The 16,265-nt window shown below is 68.5% G+C and carries 14 protein-coding genes; 2 read left to right on the plus strand and 12 right to left on the minus strand.

The features are described 5' to 3' along the window. Nucleotides 1-28: 28 nt before the first annotated feature. Both AB1346_10390 and rarD read right to left on the minus strand, forming a co-directional pair. On the minus strand, nt 29-1,738 hold the full coding sequence (locus tag AB1346_10390; GenBank protein MEW6720844.1) for an ammonia-forming cytochrome c nitrite reductase subunit c552: 1,710 nt from the start codon (nt 1,736-1,738) through the stop codon (nt 29-31). Nucleotides 1,739-1,892: 154 nt separating this feature from the next. After that, the gene (rarD, locus tag AB1346_10395) at nt 1,893-2,780 is read right to left on the minus strand and encodes an EamA family transporter RarD (GenBank protein ID MEW6720845.1); all 888 of its coding nucleotides are present in this window, start codon (nt 2,778-2,780) and stop codon (nt 1,893-1,895) included. A 110-nt stretch (nt 2,781-2,890) separates the two neighbouring features. On the opposite strand from rarD, the gene ftsH reads away from it, so the two are divergent. Next, the gene (gene ftsH, locus AB1346_10400) at nt 2,891-4,702 is read left to right on the plus strand and encodes an ATP-dependent zinc metalloprotease FtsH (GenBank protein MEW6720846.1); all 1,812 of its coding nucleotides are present in this window, start codon (nt 2,891-2,893) and stop codon (nt 4,700-4,702) included. Between the two features lies 1 nt (nt 4,703). On the opposite strand, the gene AB1346_10405 is transcribed toward ftsH, so the two are convergent. Next, nucleotides 4,704-5,723, minus strand: coding sequence for a TerC family protein (locus AB1346_10405; protein MEW6720847.1), 1,020 nt, complete (start codon nt 5,721-5,723; stop codon nt 4,704-4,706). A gap of 87 nt (nt 5,724-5,810) precedes the next feature. Between AB1346_10405 and AB1346_10410 the strand changes: the two genes are divergently transcribed. Then, nucleotides 5,811-6,524 carry a glutamine amidotransferase gene (locus AB1346_10410; protein MEW6720848.1) on the plus strand — a complete coding sequence of 238 codons (714 nt, stop codon included), beginning with the start codon at nt 5,811-5,813 and terminating at the stop codon, nt 6,522-6,524. Between the two features lie 5 nt (nt 6,525-6,529). Here the strand turns inward: AB1346_10410 and AB1346_10415 are convergent, their stop codons facing one another. The 9 genes from AB1346_10415 to AB1346_10455 are packed head-to-tail and all read right to left on the minus strand — an operon-like array spanning nt 6,530 to nt 16,173. Continuing rightward, complete coding sequence (locus AB1346_10415) at nt 6,530-7,699, minus strand: aminotransferase class V-fold PLP-dependent enzyme (protein ID MEW6720849.1); 1,170 nt, start codon at nt 7,697-7,699, stop codon at nt 6,530-6,532. 22 nt (nt 7,700-7,721) lie between these two features. Beyond that, nucleotides 7,722-8,609, minus strand: coding sequence for a tetratricopeptide repeat protein (locus tag AB1346_10420; protein MEW6720850.1), 888 nt, complete (start codon nt 8,607-8,609; stop codon nt 7,722-7,724). Beyond that, complete coding sequence (locus AB1346_10425; GenBank protein MEW6720851.1) at nt 8,602-9,555, minus strand: MlaD family protein; 954 nt, start codon at nt 9,553-9,555, stop codon at nt 8,602-8,604. The genes AB1346_10420 and AB1346_10425 overlap by 8 nt, the downstream gene beginning before the upstream one ends. Next, nucleotides 9,552-10,208, minus strand: a complete 657-nt coding sequence (locus tag AB1346_10430) for an ATP-binding cassette domain-containing protein (protein MEW6720852.1) — start codon at nt 10,206-10,208, stop codon at nt 9,552-9,554. Before AB1346_10430 ends, AB1346_10425 begins: the two co-directional genes overlap by 4 nt. Next, nucleotides 10,205-10,990 (minus strand): ABC transporter permease, encoded by a 786-nt coding sequence (locus tag AB1346_10435; protein MEW6720853.1) that lies wholly within the window; start codon nt 10,988-10,990, stop codon nt 10,205-10,207. Before AB1346_10435 ends, AB1346_10430 begins: the two co-directional genes overlap by 4 nt. A gap of 13 nt (nt 10,991-11,003) precedes the next feature. After that, nucleotides 11,004-12,530: a mechanosensitive ion channel family protein gene (locus AB1346_10440; GenBank protein ID MEW6720854.1), complete on the minus strand. Its 1,527-nt coding sequence runs from the start codon at nt 12,528-12,530 to the stop codon at nt 11,004-11,006. A 51-nt stretch (nt 12,531-12,581) separates the two neighbouring features. Further along, on the minus strand, nt 12,582-14,732 hold the full coding sequence (locus tag AB1346_10445) for an adenylate/guanylate cyclase domain-containing protein (protein MEW6720855.1): 2,151 nt from the start codon (nt 14,730-14,732) through the stop codon (nt 12,582-12,584). Between the two features lie 5 nt (nt 14,733-14,737). Beyond that, nucleotides 14,738-15,658, minus strand: coding sequence for a M48 family metalloprotease (locus AB1346_10450; GenBank protein ID MEW6720856.1), 921 nt, complete (start codon nt 15,656-15,658; stop codon nt 14,738-14,740). Continuing rightward, on the minus strand, nt 15,655-16,173 hold the full coding sequence (locus AB1346_10455) for an SH3 domain-containing protein (GenBank protein MEW6720857.1): 519 nt from the start codon (nt 16,171-16,173) through the stop codon (nt 15,655-15,657). Before AB1346_10455 ends, AB1346_10450 begins: the two co-directional genes overlap by 4 nt. Between the last annotated feature and the right edge of the window lie 92 nt (nt 16,174-16,265).

The following is a 16,265-nucleotide window of genomic DNA, read 5'->3' on the forward strand; positions in this document are numbered from 1 at the left end:
GCGGTCGCGAGGACCGCCCCCGGAAGGATTACTTCGCCGCGGCTTTCTTCGCCATGGCGTCGCCGATGATCTTTATTCCCTTGCGCGACTCCTCGACGGAGCGCGTCAACGATTCGCGGGCCAGCGCCGGGTTGTGGAAGCCGTCGGAATTCTCCGCCGTCCACCACTCCCACAGGACGTGCGCCTTCTGGTGCTGCTCCTGCGCCTCTTTCATGACGTCTGCGGGCAGCCCCGCGTTCTTCCCCTCGACGATCCTGTCGATCAGCTCGGAGATCCAGAACTCCGCCTTGCGCATCTTCCCCTTCGTGTAGTTGCGGATCGACTCGATCTCGTAGATCGCCTGGTGCTCGGTCAGGTTCGGGTGGCACTTCGACGTCAGGCAGGTCTGCCGCAGGTAGTTCTTCGGGCTGGTCTGCCAGTGGGAGGTGTACACCTTCCCCTTGGCGTTGCGCACCTTCGGCATGTGGCAGGAGTTGCACTTGGCGCCCACCTTGTCATGCACCGATCCCCAGTACGTCTCCGCCTCGGGGTGCTGCGCCTTCCAGAGCAGCCCGCCGGTCAGCGTGTGCCGGAAGTCGCGGAAGCCCAGCGCGTTGTAGTGGTCGTAGATCCCCAAGACATTCTTGAACGGGAAGTGGTTGGTCCGTTGGTCCGCCGCCTTGATCGAGTATTCCCCCGTCTTCGGGTCGAAGCCGGGGTTGCAGTTGTACTCGACGTGGCATTGACCGCACTGGAGGTTCGCGTCGTACTTTTCCAGCAGGGCGATCTTCCGGTAGCCGTCGCGGAACTCCTTCACCTCGATCTTCGTGGGATTGGGGTCCTTGTGCCAGAGCGTGTCCTTCTCCGGCCGCGTGAGCGCCTGGATCAGGCCGTCCCGGACGATCCGCGGCTTCGCGGCGTGGGGGTCGTGGCAGATGTAGCAGTTCATCGCGTTGTTCAAATCCTTCACGAACTCCACCACGTTGGAGGTGCGGTCCCACTTCGCCTTGGGGTCCTTGTCCCCCATATACTTCCACTTCAGGATCTGGTCCTGCGTTTTGCACTGCATGCAGGTGGGGTTCGCCGCCGCGGCGCTCTCGGGGAGGAAAGGCTTGTGCTCCGTGTTGCCAGGGTACCGGTCCTCGAGGATGTCCCAGACCTTCACGGGCCCCGGGACGGAGACGTATCCCCAGCCATTCTTCGGCTGGAACCGGCCGCCGAAGGCGCGGTCCACGACGAACTGGTCGAGGAGCATGTAGGCGTGGCTGCGGGGATTGGCATGCTCCTTGGTGAAGCCGTGACCCATCATCAGCTTGTCCCAGAACGGGTTCGGGGAGCGCTCCGTGAGCAGCGACTTCTCGGTCCGGGCCGCCTTCTTCAGGTTCAGGGTGTTCTGGCTGGCGTACTGATCCGGGTGGCAGCGCCCGCACGTCTCGAGGTCGACGCGCGTCACGGGGCGCTTCGCCTCGTCCTTCAGGTGTTCCGCCGTCCCGTCGTGGCAGTTCGCGCAGTTGATCTTCGCGTGCTTTCCGCCTTCCTTGAGCGCCTTGATCTCGTCGTGGCACTCGAAGCAGCTTTTTTCCGCCACCGGGCGCTCTACCGGTTTCGCGGCCTTCGGCACGGCGCGCACGGTCATCGGTCCGTAGATCGCGGCCTCCGTCCCGATATCGCCTCCGGCCGCGGCCGCGGCGCCGGACACATGGAAGGCAAGGAGCGCAATCCCCATCGCGACGACCGGAAACAGCACTGACCGTTTCATCCGTCCCCCTCCTTCTGCCGATTTTCGCTGGCTTGGATCTCCCGGATGCGGCACGAAAACAGATGCCTGTCCCTGCCCGACCGATTCATTATACGGGCGGCGGGCCTTGCATCGAAATTCTCGTGCAACCCGGGACGGGGAACATTGACTTGGATCAATTTCCTCCCGCGCTGCGCACCTCGTGGAGTGCATCCACGGAGTAGACCGCGAGCCCCGCCCAGATGAGGAGGAAGGCCGCCAGCTCGCCTCTGCCGAACGGCTCGCCGAAGGCGAACACCGCCAGCAGGAAGTGCCCCGTCGGGGAGATGTACTGGAGGAAACCGAGGGTCGAAAGCCGGATCCTGCGCGCCGCGCCCCCGAACGCCAGCAGCGGGACCGTCGTGACGATGCCCGCCAGCGGCAGGATCAGGTCGTACCGCCCGGAGCCGGAGAGGAAGGCCCCGTGCCCCGAGAAGGCGCCCCAGGCGATCAGGCCGAAAGCCGCCGGCGCCAGAAGCCCGGTCTCGAAGGTCAGCCCGGAGAGCGAGTCGACCGGGGCCAGCTTCCGCAGGAGCGCGTAGAAGGCGAAGGTCACCGCCAGCGCCATGGAGATCCAGGGCGCCTTCCCGTGCAGGGCCACCAGCAGGGCGACGCCGGCGGCCGCAAGATAAAGGCTGATCCGCTGCGCCCCCCGGAGGCGCTCCCCGAGGAACAGGCGCCCCAGCAGGATGTTCACCAGGGGATTCATGAAGTAGCCGAGGCTCGATTCGAGCACCCGGTCCGTCGTCACGGCGATCACGAAAAGGAGCCAGTTGACGGCGATCAGGAGCGTGGAGCCGAACAGCATCTTCGCCGCGGCGCGGTCCCGGAGCGCCGCGCGGAGCTCCCCGCCCCGCCGGGCCGCGGCCACCCCGATCGCAAGCGCGAGGAAGGACCAGAAGATCCGGTGGGCCAGGATCTCCAGCGGCGGCACCGCGGCCACCGCCTTGAAATACAGCGGGAACACCCCCCAGAGGCCGTAGGCCAGGATCCCGTACATCACTCCCTTGGTGCGTTCCTCCAAAGATCCCCTCCGCCACTCCCGGCAGGTTGCGCCGGGTCCGCCGCAAGGTGCATCATAGATGCATCGATGGAAAAAGTCGCCGCGGATCCGCAATTCCCCAGGAGGGGGGCATGGACAAGACCCGGTTCACCTTCTTGTACGTTTTCCTTGCATTGCTGGGCGTTCTCCTGCTCCAGAGCACCATCGTCAAGTTCCAGGAAGTGGCGCCGCTTCCCTACAGCGAGTTCCAGAAGCTGCTGAAGGAGGGGAAGGTCAAGGAGGTCGTCGTCACCTCCAACCAGATCCGGGGGGAGCTGAAAAGCCCGCTGGACGGGAAGACGCGGTTCTCGACGACCCGGGTCGAGCCGGAGATCGTGGACGAGCTGTCGAAGTACGACGTCAAGTACTCCGGGTACGTGGAGAGCAACTTCCTCCCGCTGCTCCTGTCCTGGGTCGTCCCGATCGTCCTCTTCGCGGGAGTGTGGGTCTACCTGACCCGGAAGATGGCGGGGCGGGTGGGATCGGACGGCCTCATGTCCATCGGGAAGAGCAAGGCGAAGGTCTTCGTGGAATCGGATACGAAGGTGACCTTCGCCGACGTCGCGGGCGTGGACGAGGCCAAGGGCGAGCTGCAGGAGACCGTCAACTTCCTCAAGGACCCGCGGCAGTACGGGCGCCTCGGGGCCCGGATGCCGAAGGGGATCCTCCTCGTCGGCCCCCCGGGCACGGGGAAGACGCTTCTGGCGCGCGCGGTGGCGGGGGAGGCGGGGGTCCCGTTCTTCTCGATCAGCGGCTCCGAGTTCGTCGAGATGTTCGTCGGCGTGGGGGCGGCGCGCGTCCGCGACCTGTTCGAGCAGGCGCGGAAGAAGGCGCCCTGCATCATCTTCGTCGACGAGCTCGACGCCCTCGGGAAGGCCCGGGGCGCGGGGCCGATGTCGGGGGGGCACGACGAGAAGGAGCAGACGCTGAACCAGCTCCTGGTGGAGCTCGACGGCTTCGACCCGATGTCGGGGATCGTCCTCCTCGCGGCGACGAACCGGCCGGAGATCCTCGACCCGGCGCTGCTGCGCGCGGGGCGGTTCGACCGGCAGGTGCTGATCGACCGTCCGGACCGGCTGGGGCGCGTGGACATCCTGCGCGTCCACCTGAAGAAGGCGACCGTGGACGAGACCGTGGACCCGGAGGCGATCGCGGGGCTCACGCCGGGATTCACCGGGGCGGACCTGGCCAACCTGGTGAACGAGGCGGCGCTGGCGGCGACCCGGCGGGGCGCGGAGAAGGTGGGGATGGCCGACTTCACGGTGGCGCTGGAGCGGATCATCGCCGGACTCGAGAAGCGCAACCGGGTCCTCAACCCGCGCGAGCGGGAGATCGTGGCGTACCACGAGATGGGGCACGCCCTGGCGGCGGCCGGCATCCCGGGCTCCGACAAGGTCCACAAGGTGTCGATCATCCCCCGCGGCATCGGCGCGCTGGGCTACACGATCCAGCGCCCGACGGAGGACCGGTACCTGATGACGAAGGAGGAGCTCGAGAACAAGATGGCCGTCCTGCTCGGCGGGCGGGCGGCGGAGCACCTGGTCTACGGCCACCTGTCGACCGGCGCCGCCGACGACCTGGCCCGGACGACCGACACCGCCCGGCACATGGTGACCCGCTACGCGATGGTGCCCAAGCTGGGGAACGTCGCCTTCGAGACGGAGCCGACCGGGTTCCTCGGCGGCCACCCGGGCGGCTTCCTGGAGCGGACCTACAGCGAGGAGACCGCGCGGGAGATCGACTGCGCCATCCGGGAGATCGTCGAGGGGGCGTTCCGGAAGTCGCGCGGGCTCCTCGAGCGGAACCGGGACGTGCTGGAGGAAGGCGCGCGGGAGCTGCTCGAGAAGGAGACGCTCGACGAGGCGGCGCTGGAGGGGCTGTTCCGGAAAGTCCGGCCGGACTGATTCACTTCCCCGGGTCGCGGCGCGCCCGCGCCAGGGAGGCGGCGATCCCCGCCCCGAGGACCAGGAAGATGACGATCATCAGGTAAAGGCCGACGTTCTTCCCGAAGGCCGCCTTCAGCCAATGGGCGGCCAGCATCTTCCCGCCCACCAGCAGGAGCACGACCGCGAGCGACGCCTTCAGGTAGCGGAACTTTCCCATCATCCCCGCCAGCGCGAAGTACAGCGCCCGCATCCCGAGGATGGCGAAGACGTTGCTGGTGAACACCAGGAACGGGTCGGCGGTGATCGCGAAGATCGCCGGGATGGAGTCGACGGCGAACACGAGGTCGGTGGTTTCCACCAGCAGCAGCGCCAGCGCGAGCGGCGTCAGCATCCAGCCGGCCGCCTTTCCCGTTTCCGCCGGCGCCGCGTCCGCATCGCGGACGATGAAATGCTCCCCGTGGTAGCGTGAGGTGATGGGCAGGAAACGGCGCGCCAGCCGGATCGCCACGAGCTTCTCGAGGTCGGTCTCCCCCTCCTTCAGGAACAGCATCCGCAGCGCCGTCAGGATCAGGAGCGCGCCGAACGCGTAGAGGATCCAGTCGAACTCCGCGATCAGCCGCACTCCCATCGCGATCATCGCGCCGCGCATCACGAGGGCGCCGAGGATCCCCAGGAAAAGGACGCGGTGCTGATACTCCGCCGGGACGGCGAAGAAGGAGAAGATCATGGCGATCACGAATACGTTGTCGACGCTCAGCGACCGCTCGATCACGTAGCCGGTGAGGTATTTCAGGACGGCCTCGCGGCCGTCGTTCGCCGCGCCGTCGATCGCGTCCACCGCCGTCCCGAGCCCCAGCCATCGCTGCTCGTACCCGAAGTAGACGAAGAGAGCGAAGGCAAGCCCCACGACGGTCCAGATGACGGACCATGCGAGCGCTTCCTTCATCGTGACGGCCCTGGATTCCCGGTGGAGCACACCGAGGTCGATGGCGAGGAGCAGCAGGATGAAGCCGATGAAGCCGGTCCAGATCCAGATCACCCGATCGCCCCCATTCGCCGATTTTGATGCCTGCTCCCGTTCCCGGGTTTCCTTGGGTAAGCGTATCCTGATCCTTGGAGGAGAACGATGCGCGGCAGGATCCTGATCGTGAAGGCGGGTGGCACCTTCCCCGGCCTGGCGGCCGACCGGGGCGATTTCGAGGACTGGGTGGCCGAAGGGCTGGGCGTCGACCCGGACCGGCTCCTCGTGCGCTGCCCGCCGCTCGGCGAGGCGCTGCCCGAGCCGTCATCGCTTTCGGGCGCCGTCGTGACCGGATCCCATGCCATGGTGACGGACCGGGAACGGTGGAGCGAGGCGACGTCCGGCTGGCTCCGCGACGCGCTTTCCGCCGGGAAGCCGCTCCTGGGCATCTGCTACGGCCACCAGCTTCTCGCCGAGGCGGCCGGAGGGCGCGCGGGGTACAACCCCCGGGGGCGCGAGTTCGGGACCGCGGAGATCCGCCTGCTGAGCGGCGCGAAGGAAGACCCGCTGTTCCGGGGGCTCCCTGGAACGATCCCCGTGCATGTCTGCCACGCCCAGTCGGTCATCGTCCTGCCGCACGGCGCCGTCCCGCTCGCGGAGAGCGGGCGCGATCCGCGCCAGGCGTTCCGGATGGGGGAGCGCGCCTGGGGAGTGCAGTTCCACCCGGAGTTCTCCGCCGACGCGGCCCGCGCCTATGTCCGCGCGTGCGCCGGGGAGCTGCGGGCCGAGGGGCAGGACCCGGAGGCGCTGGAGGCCGCGATCCGCGACACCCCCGAATCGCGGGAGCTGCTCCGGCGGTTCGGCGCGCTGGCATCCTGACGGCTTTACCCCGGCCCCGCGAGGAATTCCAGCGCCGCCGCGACGCCTCCCCGCGAGTGCGGGACGCCCGCGAGGGAGAGCCCCATCTCCACGCCGCAGAGCGTCCCGGCCAGCATCAGGTCGTTGAAGTGGCCCAGGTGCCCGATCCGGAACGCCTTGCCCTTCAGCTTTCCCAGTCCCGCCCCGAGCGACATGTCGAACCGTTCCAGGATGACTTTCCGCAGCGCGTCCGCGTCGTGGCCCGACGGAAGCAGGAGGGTCGTCAGGACGGGGCTGTATTCGGCGGGATCGATGCACAGGATCTCGAGCCCCCATGCGCGCGCCGCCCGGCGCGTAGCCTCGGCGTGGCGGCGGTGGCGGGCGTATACGTTTTCCAGCCCCTCCTCGAAGAGCATCGCGAGCGCCTCGCGCAGGCCGAACAGCAGGTTCGTCGCGGGAGTGTAGGGGTAGAAGCCCATCTTGTTGTCGCGGACCATCGGCTCCCAGTCCCAGTAGGACCTGGGCATCCGCGCCGACTTCGACGCTTCCAACGCCTTCGCGCTCACGGCGTTCAGGCCGAGCCCCGGCGGCAGCATCAGCCCCTTCTGGGAGCAGCCGACCGTCACGTCGACCTTCCAGTCGTCGTGCCGGTAGTCGATGGAGGCGAGGGAGGAGATCGCGTCGACGAGGAACAGGGCCGGGTGCCCGACCCGGTCGATGGCATCGCGGATTTCGGAGAGGCGGCTGACCGCTCCCGTGGAAGTCTCGTTGTGGACGACCATGACCGCCTTGATCCTGCGCTCCCGGTCGCCGGAAAGCTTCTCCGCGACCGCGGCGGGGTCCGCCCCGCGGCGCCAGTCTCCGGATACGAAATCGACGTCCAGCCCGATCCGCTGCGCCACGTCCCGCCAGTGGACGGCGAAATGCCCGGTCTCGAACATGAGCACCCGGTCCCCCGGCGAGAGCGTGTTGACCAGCGCGGCTTCCCCGGCCCCGGTCCCGGAGGAGGGATACACGACCACCTTCCCGCCGGTCCGGAAAACCTTCTTCAGCCCGTCGAGGACTTCAATGGCCAGACGCGAAAACTCCGGCCCCCGGTGATCGATGGTGGACCGGCCGATCGCCCTCGCGACGCGCTCGGGGACGTTGGTCGGCCCCGGGATCTGAAGAAAGTGACGTCCGCTGCCGCAGCCCAAGCGACACCTCCGGATGGATTCGTTACCGCTCCCGCGGAGCGCCCTCCCGCCGCAGCCGGGAGATCTCCGAGAGCGCCGCCGCGGCCCCTTCCGGATCGTCCCCGTTGCGGCTCACCTCGGCGGCGCGTCCGTAGAAGGCGATCGCCCGCTCCGCGTCTCCCCGCGCCGCGGCCGCGGCCCCCAGCGCCCGGAGATCGGCGGCGATCTTCGCGCTTTCGGCGATCTCCTTGTCGACGGCGAGCGCCTGGAGGTAGAGCTTCTCCGCCTCCGGCCGGTCGCCTCCGGCCGCCGCGAGGTCGCCGAGAAGCCGCAGGGAATTCGCCTCCTCCGCGCTATCCTTCGCCATGCGGTTCGCCTCGAGGGCCGCCGCGGCGCGCGGGCGCGCCTCGCCGCCCTTTCCCTCGAGGAGCAGGACCCTGCCGAGCAGGTTGAGCATCCGGCCCGAAGGCGCGCCCTTGCCGGCCGCGACGGCTTTCCCGGACCACGCTTCCGCCGCCGGAAGGTCGCCCGCGGCCAGGGCGATCTTCCCTTTTTCGAAGGCGACCTCCGGGAAGAGGGCGTCTCCGGGGGAGACGAGCGGCAGCGCCTCGTCGATCCGTTCCCTCGCGGGGACAAGCTCCTTCCCGAGCCGATGGACCCGCGCGAGGTTGACGAGGGAGACGGCCGCGCCGCTATCGTCCTCGATGGACCGGTGGATCTTGAGCGCCTCCCGGAACGCGGAGAGGGCGCCGTCGCGGTCCCCGCGCTTCTCGGCGGCGAGGCCGCGCCGGTTCCACGCCATCGCGCTTTCCTTCGCCGCCGGGACGGGGATCGGGGCGGGACCGGAACAACCGGCGGCCGCAAGCCAGGCGAAGACGCACAGGAGGACGGCCGCGGCGGCGCGGCGGTGAACACGCGGGCGGTCATTCATGGCTGTCCCCCGGAACGATCCCCGGCCGGGTCTCCCGCGGGATGTGCTTCCGGAACGGCCACATCTTCTTCATCCCCTTGACGACGTCGTCCGTGTCCTCCACGAGCTCCTCCGCGCCGGCGACAAGACGCGGGATCCCGGGCGCCGACTTCTCGGCGGTCTTCCGGAACTCCTGCGCGATCTTTTCCGTCTCGGCCGCCGTCTTTTCCACGCGCTCGAGCAGGACGGGGATCCTCAGGCTCACGTTGTCGAGCATTGGGGTGACGGTCCGGCCCACGTCGTCGACCAGGGCCGTCATGCTCTCGAACATGGGCCCGACCTTTCCGACATTGTCGGCCACGTTCCGCAGGAGGGCATCGGCGTTGCGCCGGGTCTCCTCGAGGTTCGCGGTGAGGAGCCGTACGTTGGCCAGCGTCTTCTTGACGTCGCCGTCCGGGTCGTTGATGTAGTCGACCGTGTGCCGGACTTCGCCCAGGACCTCCTGGACCGAGTCGGAAAGCCGGATCGCGATGTCGCTCAGTTCCCCCGCCGCCTCGAAGGGGAGGAAGTCGTCCTCCTCGAGCTCCGGCTTGTCCGGCGAGCCCACGGAGATGTCGATCACGCTGTCGCCGACCAGCCCCTCCTTGTAGAGCGTGGCGGTCGAGTCCTTCCGGATCCACCTGGAATACTTCCGGTCGATCCGGATCCAGACGACCACCTTCGCCTGGTCGTCGAGGGCGAGCTTCTGGATCCTCCCGATCCGGAATCCGGAGAGCTTGACGGGCATCCCCTTCTGCAGGCCGGCTCCCGAATCGGACCGGAAGCGCAGGTGGTACTTGTCCCCGAAGATGTCGCTCGCCGTCCCGAGGTACACCACCGCGGCGACGAGCGTCGCAAGGGCCGCGAGGACGAAGGCGCCGACGACCGTTTCCAGGTGCTTGAACCGGGGATCCTGTTCCATCTTCATGCGAATCGCCCCTTCGTCAGGTGTACGGTGACCATCGTATCGCGCTCCGCGGCCGGCATGGGGCGGGCGGACAGGAAGATCGTGACCCTCCCGGGCCTCTCCCCGTGGAACGCGAGCGCCGTGCGCAGGAGCGCGTCGCGCTCTTCCGCGTGGAGGCCGTCCGCGAGGCGGTCGTAGACGGCGATTTCCGGGTCCGTCGCGAGCGCCCGGGCGAACCCGACCATCCGGCGCTGGAGGGAGGTGAGCCGCCCGGGGAGCTCGAAGAGATTTCCCCGGTACCCCGCCCGCTCGAGGGAGGCGACCGCTTTTTCCCACACCGCTTCCGTGTCCTCATCGGAATGGTACAACAGCGGCAGCGTGACGTTCTCGACGACCTTCAGGTTCGAGATCAGCCCGCCGCCGGCGTGGAAGATCGCCGTCCGGGAGCGTAGCGCGCAGGCGTCCTTCCGGGAGAGGGCGGCCGGGTCCTCTCCCAGGAGGAGGATCCTGCCTCCCGCAAGGGGCGCCAGTCCGGCGATCGCCTTCGCGAGGAGGGCGCACTCGGCCTCCCCCCCGGTCACGACCTGCGTGACCGATTCCTCCTCGAAGTCGCGGCTCGCGCCGTCGAGGAGCGGGGGGAGGGATGCGTCGATGAACCGGACGGGCGCCGTCATGGTGCGGTGTGTGCGACCAAGGTGATGACCGTGTTGAAGACGAACACCAGCAGCAGGCTCCGCATGACGCCTTTCGTCGCCGCCTGCGGGATCTGGGTGGGGCCTCCCTCCACGGACAGCCCCTGGCGGCAGCAGACGGCCGCGACGACGACGCCGAAGGTGAGGCTCTTGAAAAGGGAGATGCCGATCTCGCGGAACGTGAGGAACGGGACGATCCCCTGGACGTACCAGTCGATGGAGATCCCCCATGCGAGCGAGCCGGCGAGGAAGCCGCCCGCCACGGCGACGACCTCGGCGTACAGCGTGAGGACCACCACGGCGACGGCCGCCCCGAGAACCCGCGGCATGATGAGGTAGCGGGCGGCGGGGATCCCCATGGATTCGAGGACGTCGATTTCCCCCCCGATCTTCATCGAGGCGAGCTCGGCCGCGATGGCGGTGCCGCTGCGGGCGATCACGACCACCGCGGTGAGAAGGGGGCCGAGTTCCCGGATGACGATCCAGACGAGCACCTTCCCGGTGATCCCCGCGCTGTCGGCCCCGGCGAAGCTGACGATCTGCCGGATGACGATGGCGCCGATCAGGAAGAAGAGGGCGGCGATCACCGCCCATGCCTCCACGCCGGTGAAGTAGATCTGCTTCAGGAACACCCGGGAGACGGGGCGGAAGCCGCGGCGAAAAAGCCCCGGGACCTCGAGGAGCGCCCCCGCGGCGAGCAGGGAGATCCCTCCGAGGAAGTTGAGGGCGCCGACCGCCCTGCGGCCCGTCGCCGCCGCCGGCATCCGGGAGCTCCCGTCAGCCCCTGGACAGGCCGAAGAAGGCCTTGAGCTTCACCAGGAACGCCTCCTTCCCTTCGGCTTCCCTCGGCTGCCCGGCCGCCTTCATCCGCTCGAGGTTGGCCGCCTGCCGCCGCGCCAGGAGGGCGCTCAGCGATTCGAGCAGGCGGGGATTCGCCCGGATCGCCGGCTCGATGTCCTCCTTCGAGATCTCGACGAGCCGCGCCTCGGACCGGGCGGACACGGTCGCGCCTCTCCGCTCCCCGGTGAGGAGCGACATCTCCCCGAAGACGTCGCCCTCCCCCAGCGTCCCGACCGCGGCGCCGTCGATCCGGACTTCGAGGGTCCCCCTCCGGACGATGAACAGCGAAGCCCCCCCGTCCCCCTTCCGCACCACCGTCTCGCCCGGCCCGAAAACGCGGACGTGGACCCTTTCCGAAAGCTTCCGGATCTCTTCCCCGTCGAGCGACTCCAGGATCTCCGCCCGCCGGAGAAGGCCCGGGACGGCGTCGCGCTCCTCCGCGAACGGGACCCGCGGCACCTTCACGATGGTCTCCCGATGGGGGAACGGGATCCCGTACCCTTCCCGCCCGACCGCGTACCAGATCTTGTTCAGCAGGCTGCCGCGGGTCCTCACGTGGAAGGCGTAGTCGTCGAGGTAGTACTTCAGGTCGTACTCGACGCTGCTGTCGAGGAAACCGCCGACGAGGACGGTCGGCTCGGGATCCTTCAGGACGTGCTCCTCCTCCAGGAGGATTCGCCGCAGCATCCCGACGACCAGCTCGGGAGGCATCTCATAGGCGAGCCCCACCTTCAGGTGGGCCGCGGTCTTCTCCCCGTCCTTCCCCGCGCCGTGCGTCCGGACGATGTTCTGCATGATGTGGTTGTTGGGGACCAGGATCCGCTGGTTGTCGAGCGTCCGGAGCGTGGTGTAACGGAATCCCATATCGACGATCTCGCCGGAGAGGTCGCTCCCCGGCAGCGAGATCCACGTGCCCCTGCGCAGGTTCTCGTCGTTCTGCACGTAGAAGCTGGAGGCGATGTTGGCCAGCGTCGTCTGCATCGCCAGCGCCACCGCGGCCGTCAGCACTGTCGTGGTCGTCAGGATCGAGGAGAGCTCGATCCGGAAGACGACCCGCAGCGCCGCCATGGCGAAGAGGAGATACACCGCGATGTTGGCGAGATCGCGGACGTTCGAGGGGACCTGCCGGTCCATCCGGTGGAAGAAGTAGACGTCCACGACGATGTAGGAAATGAAGTTCGCCGCGCACAGCATCGCGACGAGGGTCGCGACGTCGGCAGGCAGCCTCGCATACGGAGGCGGGAACCGGAGCTGCATGTCCAGAAGCACGACGAGGAAGCCCAGCAGGGCGAGCTTGATGGTGGATTTCACCTTGACGGGGGAGAGCTTCCTCCCGAAAAAGACGATCAGGCAATTCACGGCGAGGAAGAAAAGAAGGACGAACGAGAGGACCGAGATCTTCCCGACCAGGCCATGGCCGAAGTCCGCAAGGGAGAGCACGCCGTTCAGGAGATCGGTGGCCATGCCTCAAGATAGCCCCGGCGCCCGGGGGTCGTCAATCGCGCCCGCTTCCGCCTATTTCTCCGTCATGACCCAGACGCCCTCCCACCGCTCGGGGGGGCGCTCGATCAGGGAGCGGCACTTCCGCGCATAGGCGGCCGCCGGGGGATCGGCCTCCGCCGCGGGGAGGAACTTCTCTATCGCCCGGGCGAAATTCCCTGCGGCGAATGCCTTCAACCCCTCGGCGAACGCCTCGATCTCCTTCCCCCGGGCCGCTGCGTCCCCGGCGGAGAGAAGCTCGAAGACCCGCACCGGCTCCTTCCTCCCCACGACGGAGACGTTCGATATCTCCCGCGCCGGGAACGACGGCGGCAGGCCGCGGCGCATCGCCTCCGACGCCAGGACGTAGGTCCCGAACTGCTTGTTGATCCCCTCGAGGCGGGAGGCCAGGTTGACGGCGTCGCCGAGGACGGTGTAGTCGAAGCGGCTGCGCGATCCCATGTTGCCGACGACCGCGGGTCCGGTGTTGAGGCCGACCCGCATGAAAAGATCCTTGCCGTACTTTTCCCGCAGGAGGGGGCGCATCTCCGCCAGCTTCTCCTGGCAGCGGATCGCCGCACGGGCGGCGCGCTCCGCGTGGTCGGGCTGTTCGAGCGGAGCGTTCCAGAAGGCGACGATGGCGTCGCCGATGTACTTGTCGACGGTCCCGCCCTCTTCCTGGAGGATGTCCGTCATCGCCGACAGGTAATCGTTGAGCAGGGCGGTCAGCGCCTCGGGGTCGAGCCCCTCCGAGATGCCGGTGAACCCCTGGAGGTCGGAGAAGAAGATCGACAGGACGCGCCGCTCCCCGCCCAGCTTCAGCCGCTCCGGGTGCGCGATGAGCTGCTCGATGACGTCGGGGCTCAAGTACTGCCGGAAGGCGTTCTTGATGTACCGCTTCTGCCGCCCTTCCGTCGCGTAGTTCACGGCCAGCGCCCCCAGGAGCGAAAGGGAGACCGCGGCTTCCTGGACGACCAGCGGCAGCCACCAGCCCCTCGAATAGGCGAAAAGGCAAAGCAGCGCCGGCAGCGGGAGGAACGCCGCGAAGAGGAGCAGCCCCTGCCACGCCTTCCGGGAGAGGCCGACCGCGACGGCGGCGGAAAGGGCGAACAGGAAGGCGGCGGCCGCAGCGGCCGCGGGGGGCGCCCCGGAGGCGAAGTCGCCCTCCAGGAGGCCGTCCAGCGCCGTCGCGTGGATCTCGGAGCCCGGGAACACCCCGCCCACGGGTGTCGGCCGCAGGTCGAAGAGCCCGGGCGCGCTGAAGCCGAAGATGACGTGGCGCCCCCGGAACGCCTCCGGGTCCTTGATGACCGGCTCCTCGCCGGCCTGGATCCGCAGCTCGGACTGGATCACTGCGGCGGCGCTGTAATGCCGGTAGGCCTCCCCGGAGGGGCCGCGGTAGCGGAGGATGGCGAACCCTTCCCCGTCGATGGGAACCCTCCTCCCGGCGACGGTCAGCGACCCTTCCCGGACCGCGATCGGGGCATCCGGGCGCGCGGCCAGGAAGCAGGCCAGGGAGAGGGAGGGGACCGGCTTGCCGTCGAAGACGCGGAACAGCCGCACGCGCCGGTAGATCCCGTCGGGATCGGGATTGTTCTGGACGTCGGCGAGGGAGGGGGATCTGCCGGCGATCTCGGCGACAGGGAACAGCCCCGCGGAAGCGGTGACGCCGCCGCGCCCTTTTCCGGCGGTCATCCAGGGCTCCAGCCCCTCGATCCGCGGCGGATACCGCGGGATCCCGTCCGGCCAGGTGGTGGCGCCGCCGGATTTCTCGCCCAAGAACAGCGCCCCTACGAATTCCCGCCCGCCCGCCGCGGCCTCCCCGAGCGCGACGTCGTCGGCCACCCCGTACGCGGACGGCTCCGTGAACAGGACGTCGAAGGCGATGCTCTCCGCCCCGGCCCGCCGCAGGTAGCCGATGACGGCCGCGTAGACTTCCCGCGGCCAGGGCCAGGACAGGCCGTTCTCCTTCTGCGCCCAGTCGAGGCTCTGCTGGTCGAGGAGGACGAGGCGGACGTTGTCGGTGGAAGGGGATGGGCGCGCCAGCAGGGATGCCCGCCAGTCCCACGTGCGCAGCTCCCAGCGGTCGAAGACACCGGCCGCTCCCAGGAGGAAGGCGAGGGCGGTGGAAGCGGCCGCCACCGCCGCCCCCGCGAGGACCTTCTTCCCGGCGGGAGAAAAGGTCACGTTCCTCAGACGCCGCCGAGCGCCTTCTGGAACCTTGCCTGCCGCGCGGGAGGCGGGGGAGAGGCCGGTCCCCGGAGGTCCATGGCCAGGAGGTCCTGGATCCGGCTCGCCGGGGACGGGTGCGTCTTCGCGAAATCGGGGCCGCCGGGCTTGAGCCGCTTCTCCATCTCCCGGAGCATCGCGACCAGGGCGTTCGGGTCGTAGCCGATGCGGGAGAGGATCTTCACGGCGTTCGCGTCGGCGTCCCGCTCGAAGGCGCGGGAGTAGCCGTTGTTGACCAGGGTGGAGGTGATGTCGTTGATCGACCCTTCGAACTCCTTCGTCAGATCGGCGAGCTGCTTCTTCCCGAACGTCTTGGCGCTCTCGGCCGCCAGGATCGTCAGCGCCGCCGTCTTCCGGCTCTTCTCGATCGAGTCGATCCCGTGCCGGAGCTGGACGTGGGAGATCTCGTGCGCCAGGACCGCGGCGACCTGGTCCTCGTTCCGGCACAGCCGGAGCATCCCGCGGGAGACGAACACCAATCCTCCCGGCGTCGCGAAGGCGTTGATCTCGTCCGACTCGAGGACCAGGAAGTGGTAGCCGCCGAACGTCTCCGGCCGGTCGGACGCCTGCGCCAGCGCCTGGCCGAGCACGTTCAGGTAGGAATTGGCCTGCGGGTCGTTATCGGGCTTGTACCGGTTGACGATGACCGCGCCGACGGAGCGCCCGATGTAGTACTCCTGCTCCGGAGTGAAGTCCTCTGCCGCCTTGGCGAGGGCTCCGGAGCTTCGGGTGATCGACTGCGCCTGCTCCTTCGTGATGGCGCCGCTGGATTCGGCCACGGCCGCCCCGACCTGCGCCACCTGGTCCATCGCCGCGCACCCCGGCAGGAGCGCCGCCGCGGCGAGCGGGAGGACAAGGAATGCCGCCCACCGGAAGGTCTTCATCGGGCGCCTCCATCCGCGGAGGACAGCCCGCCTTCCTTGAGGAACGTGACGATCCGGTCCTGCGGGACCTCCATCGCCTGCATCCGGTCGATCCACGTGAAATCGATGGCCCGGTTCTGCGCCTTGAATTCGGCCTCGACGTCGGCGTTGAACCCCTTGCCGGCCAGCGCCAGCTCGCCGCCGGACGCGGCGGCCTGTGTGTCGCGCGCCCCCGCCTTGAGAACGATCCGCTTCTCGGTCAGCGCAGAGGAGTGCATCCACCCGGTGACGTTCTTCCCCGCGGGGGAGACGCGGAACCAGGCGTTTTTCTGCTCGAGCACCTCGACGCGGTCTCCGTAGGACAGGGTCGCCACGATCTTCCCGAGGAAGGCGGGGGTTGCCCTCAGGTCGCCCTTCTTCACCTGCACGCTCATCGACTTCGCCGCGGCCGCCGCCGTGGACGCCAGGAAGAGAGCGAGAAGGAGAGCGATGACGATAGCGAGGAGAAAGGTCGCCAGGAAGCCACGCGTATTCATGGATGCGCTCCTTGCCGAACGGGATGTCGCCGTGGACTCCAATTTTCCGGCGGCACGGGGTGGAAGTCCAGCGCCATTCAATATTATATCCC

Source organism: Thermodesulfobacteriota bacterium (assembly GCA_040758155.1).
Taxonomy (GTDB): domain Bacteria; phylum Desulfobacterota; class Deferrimicrobia; order Deferrimicrobiales; family Deferrimicrobiaceae; genus UBA2219.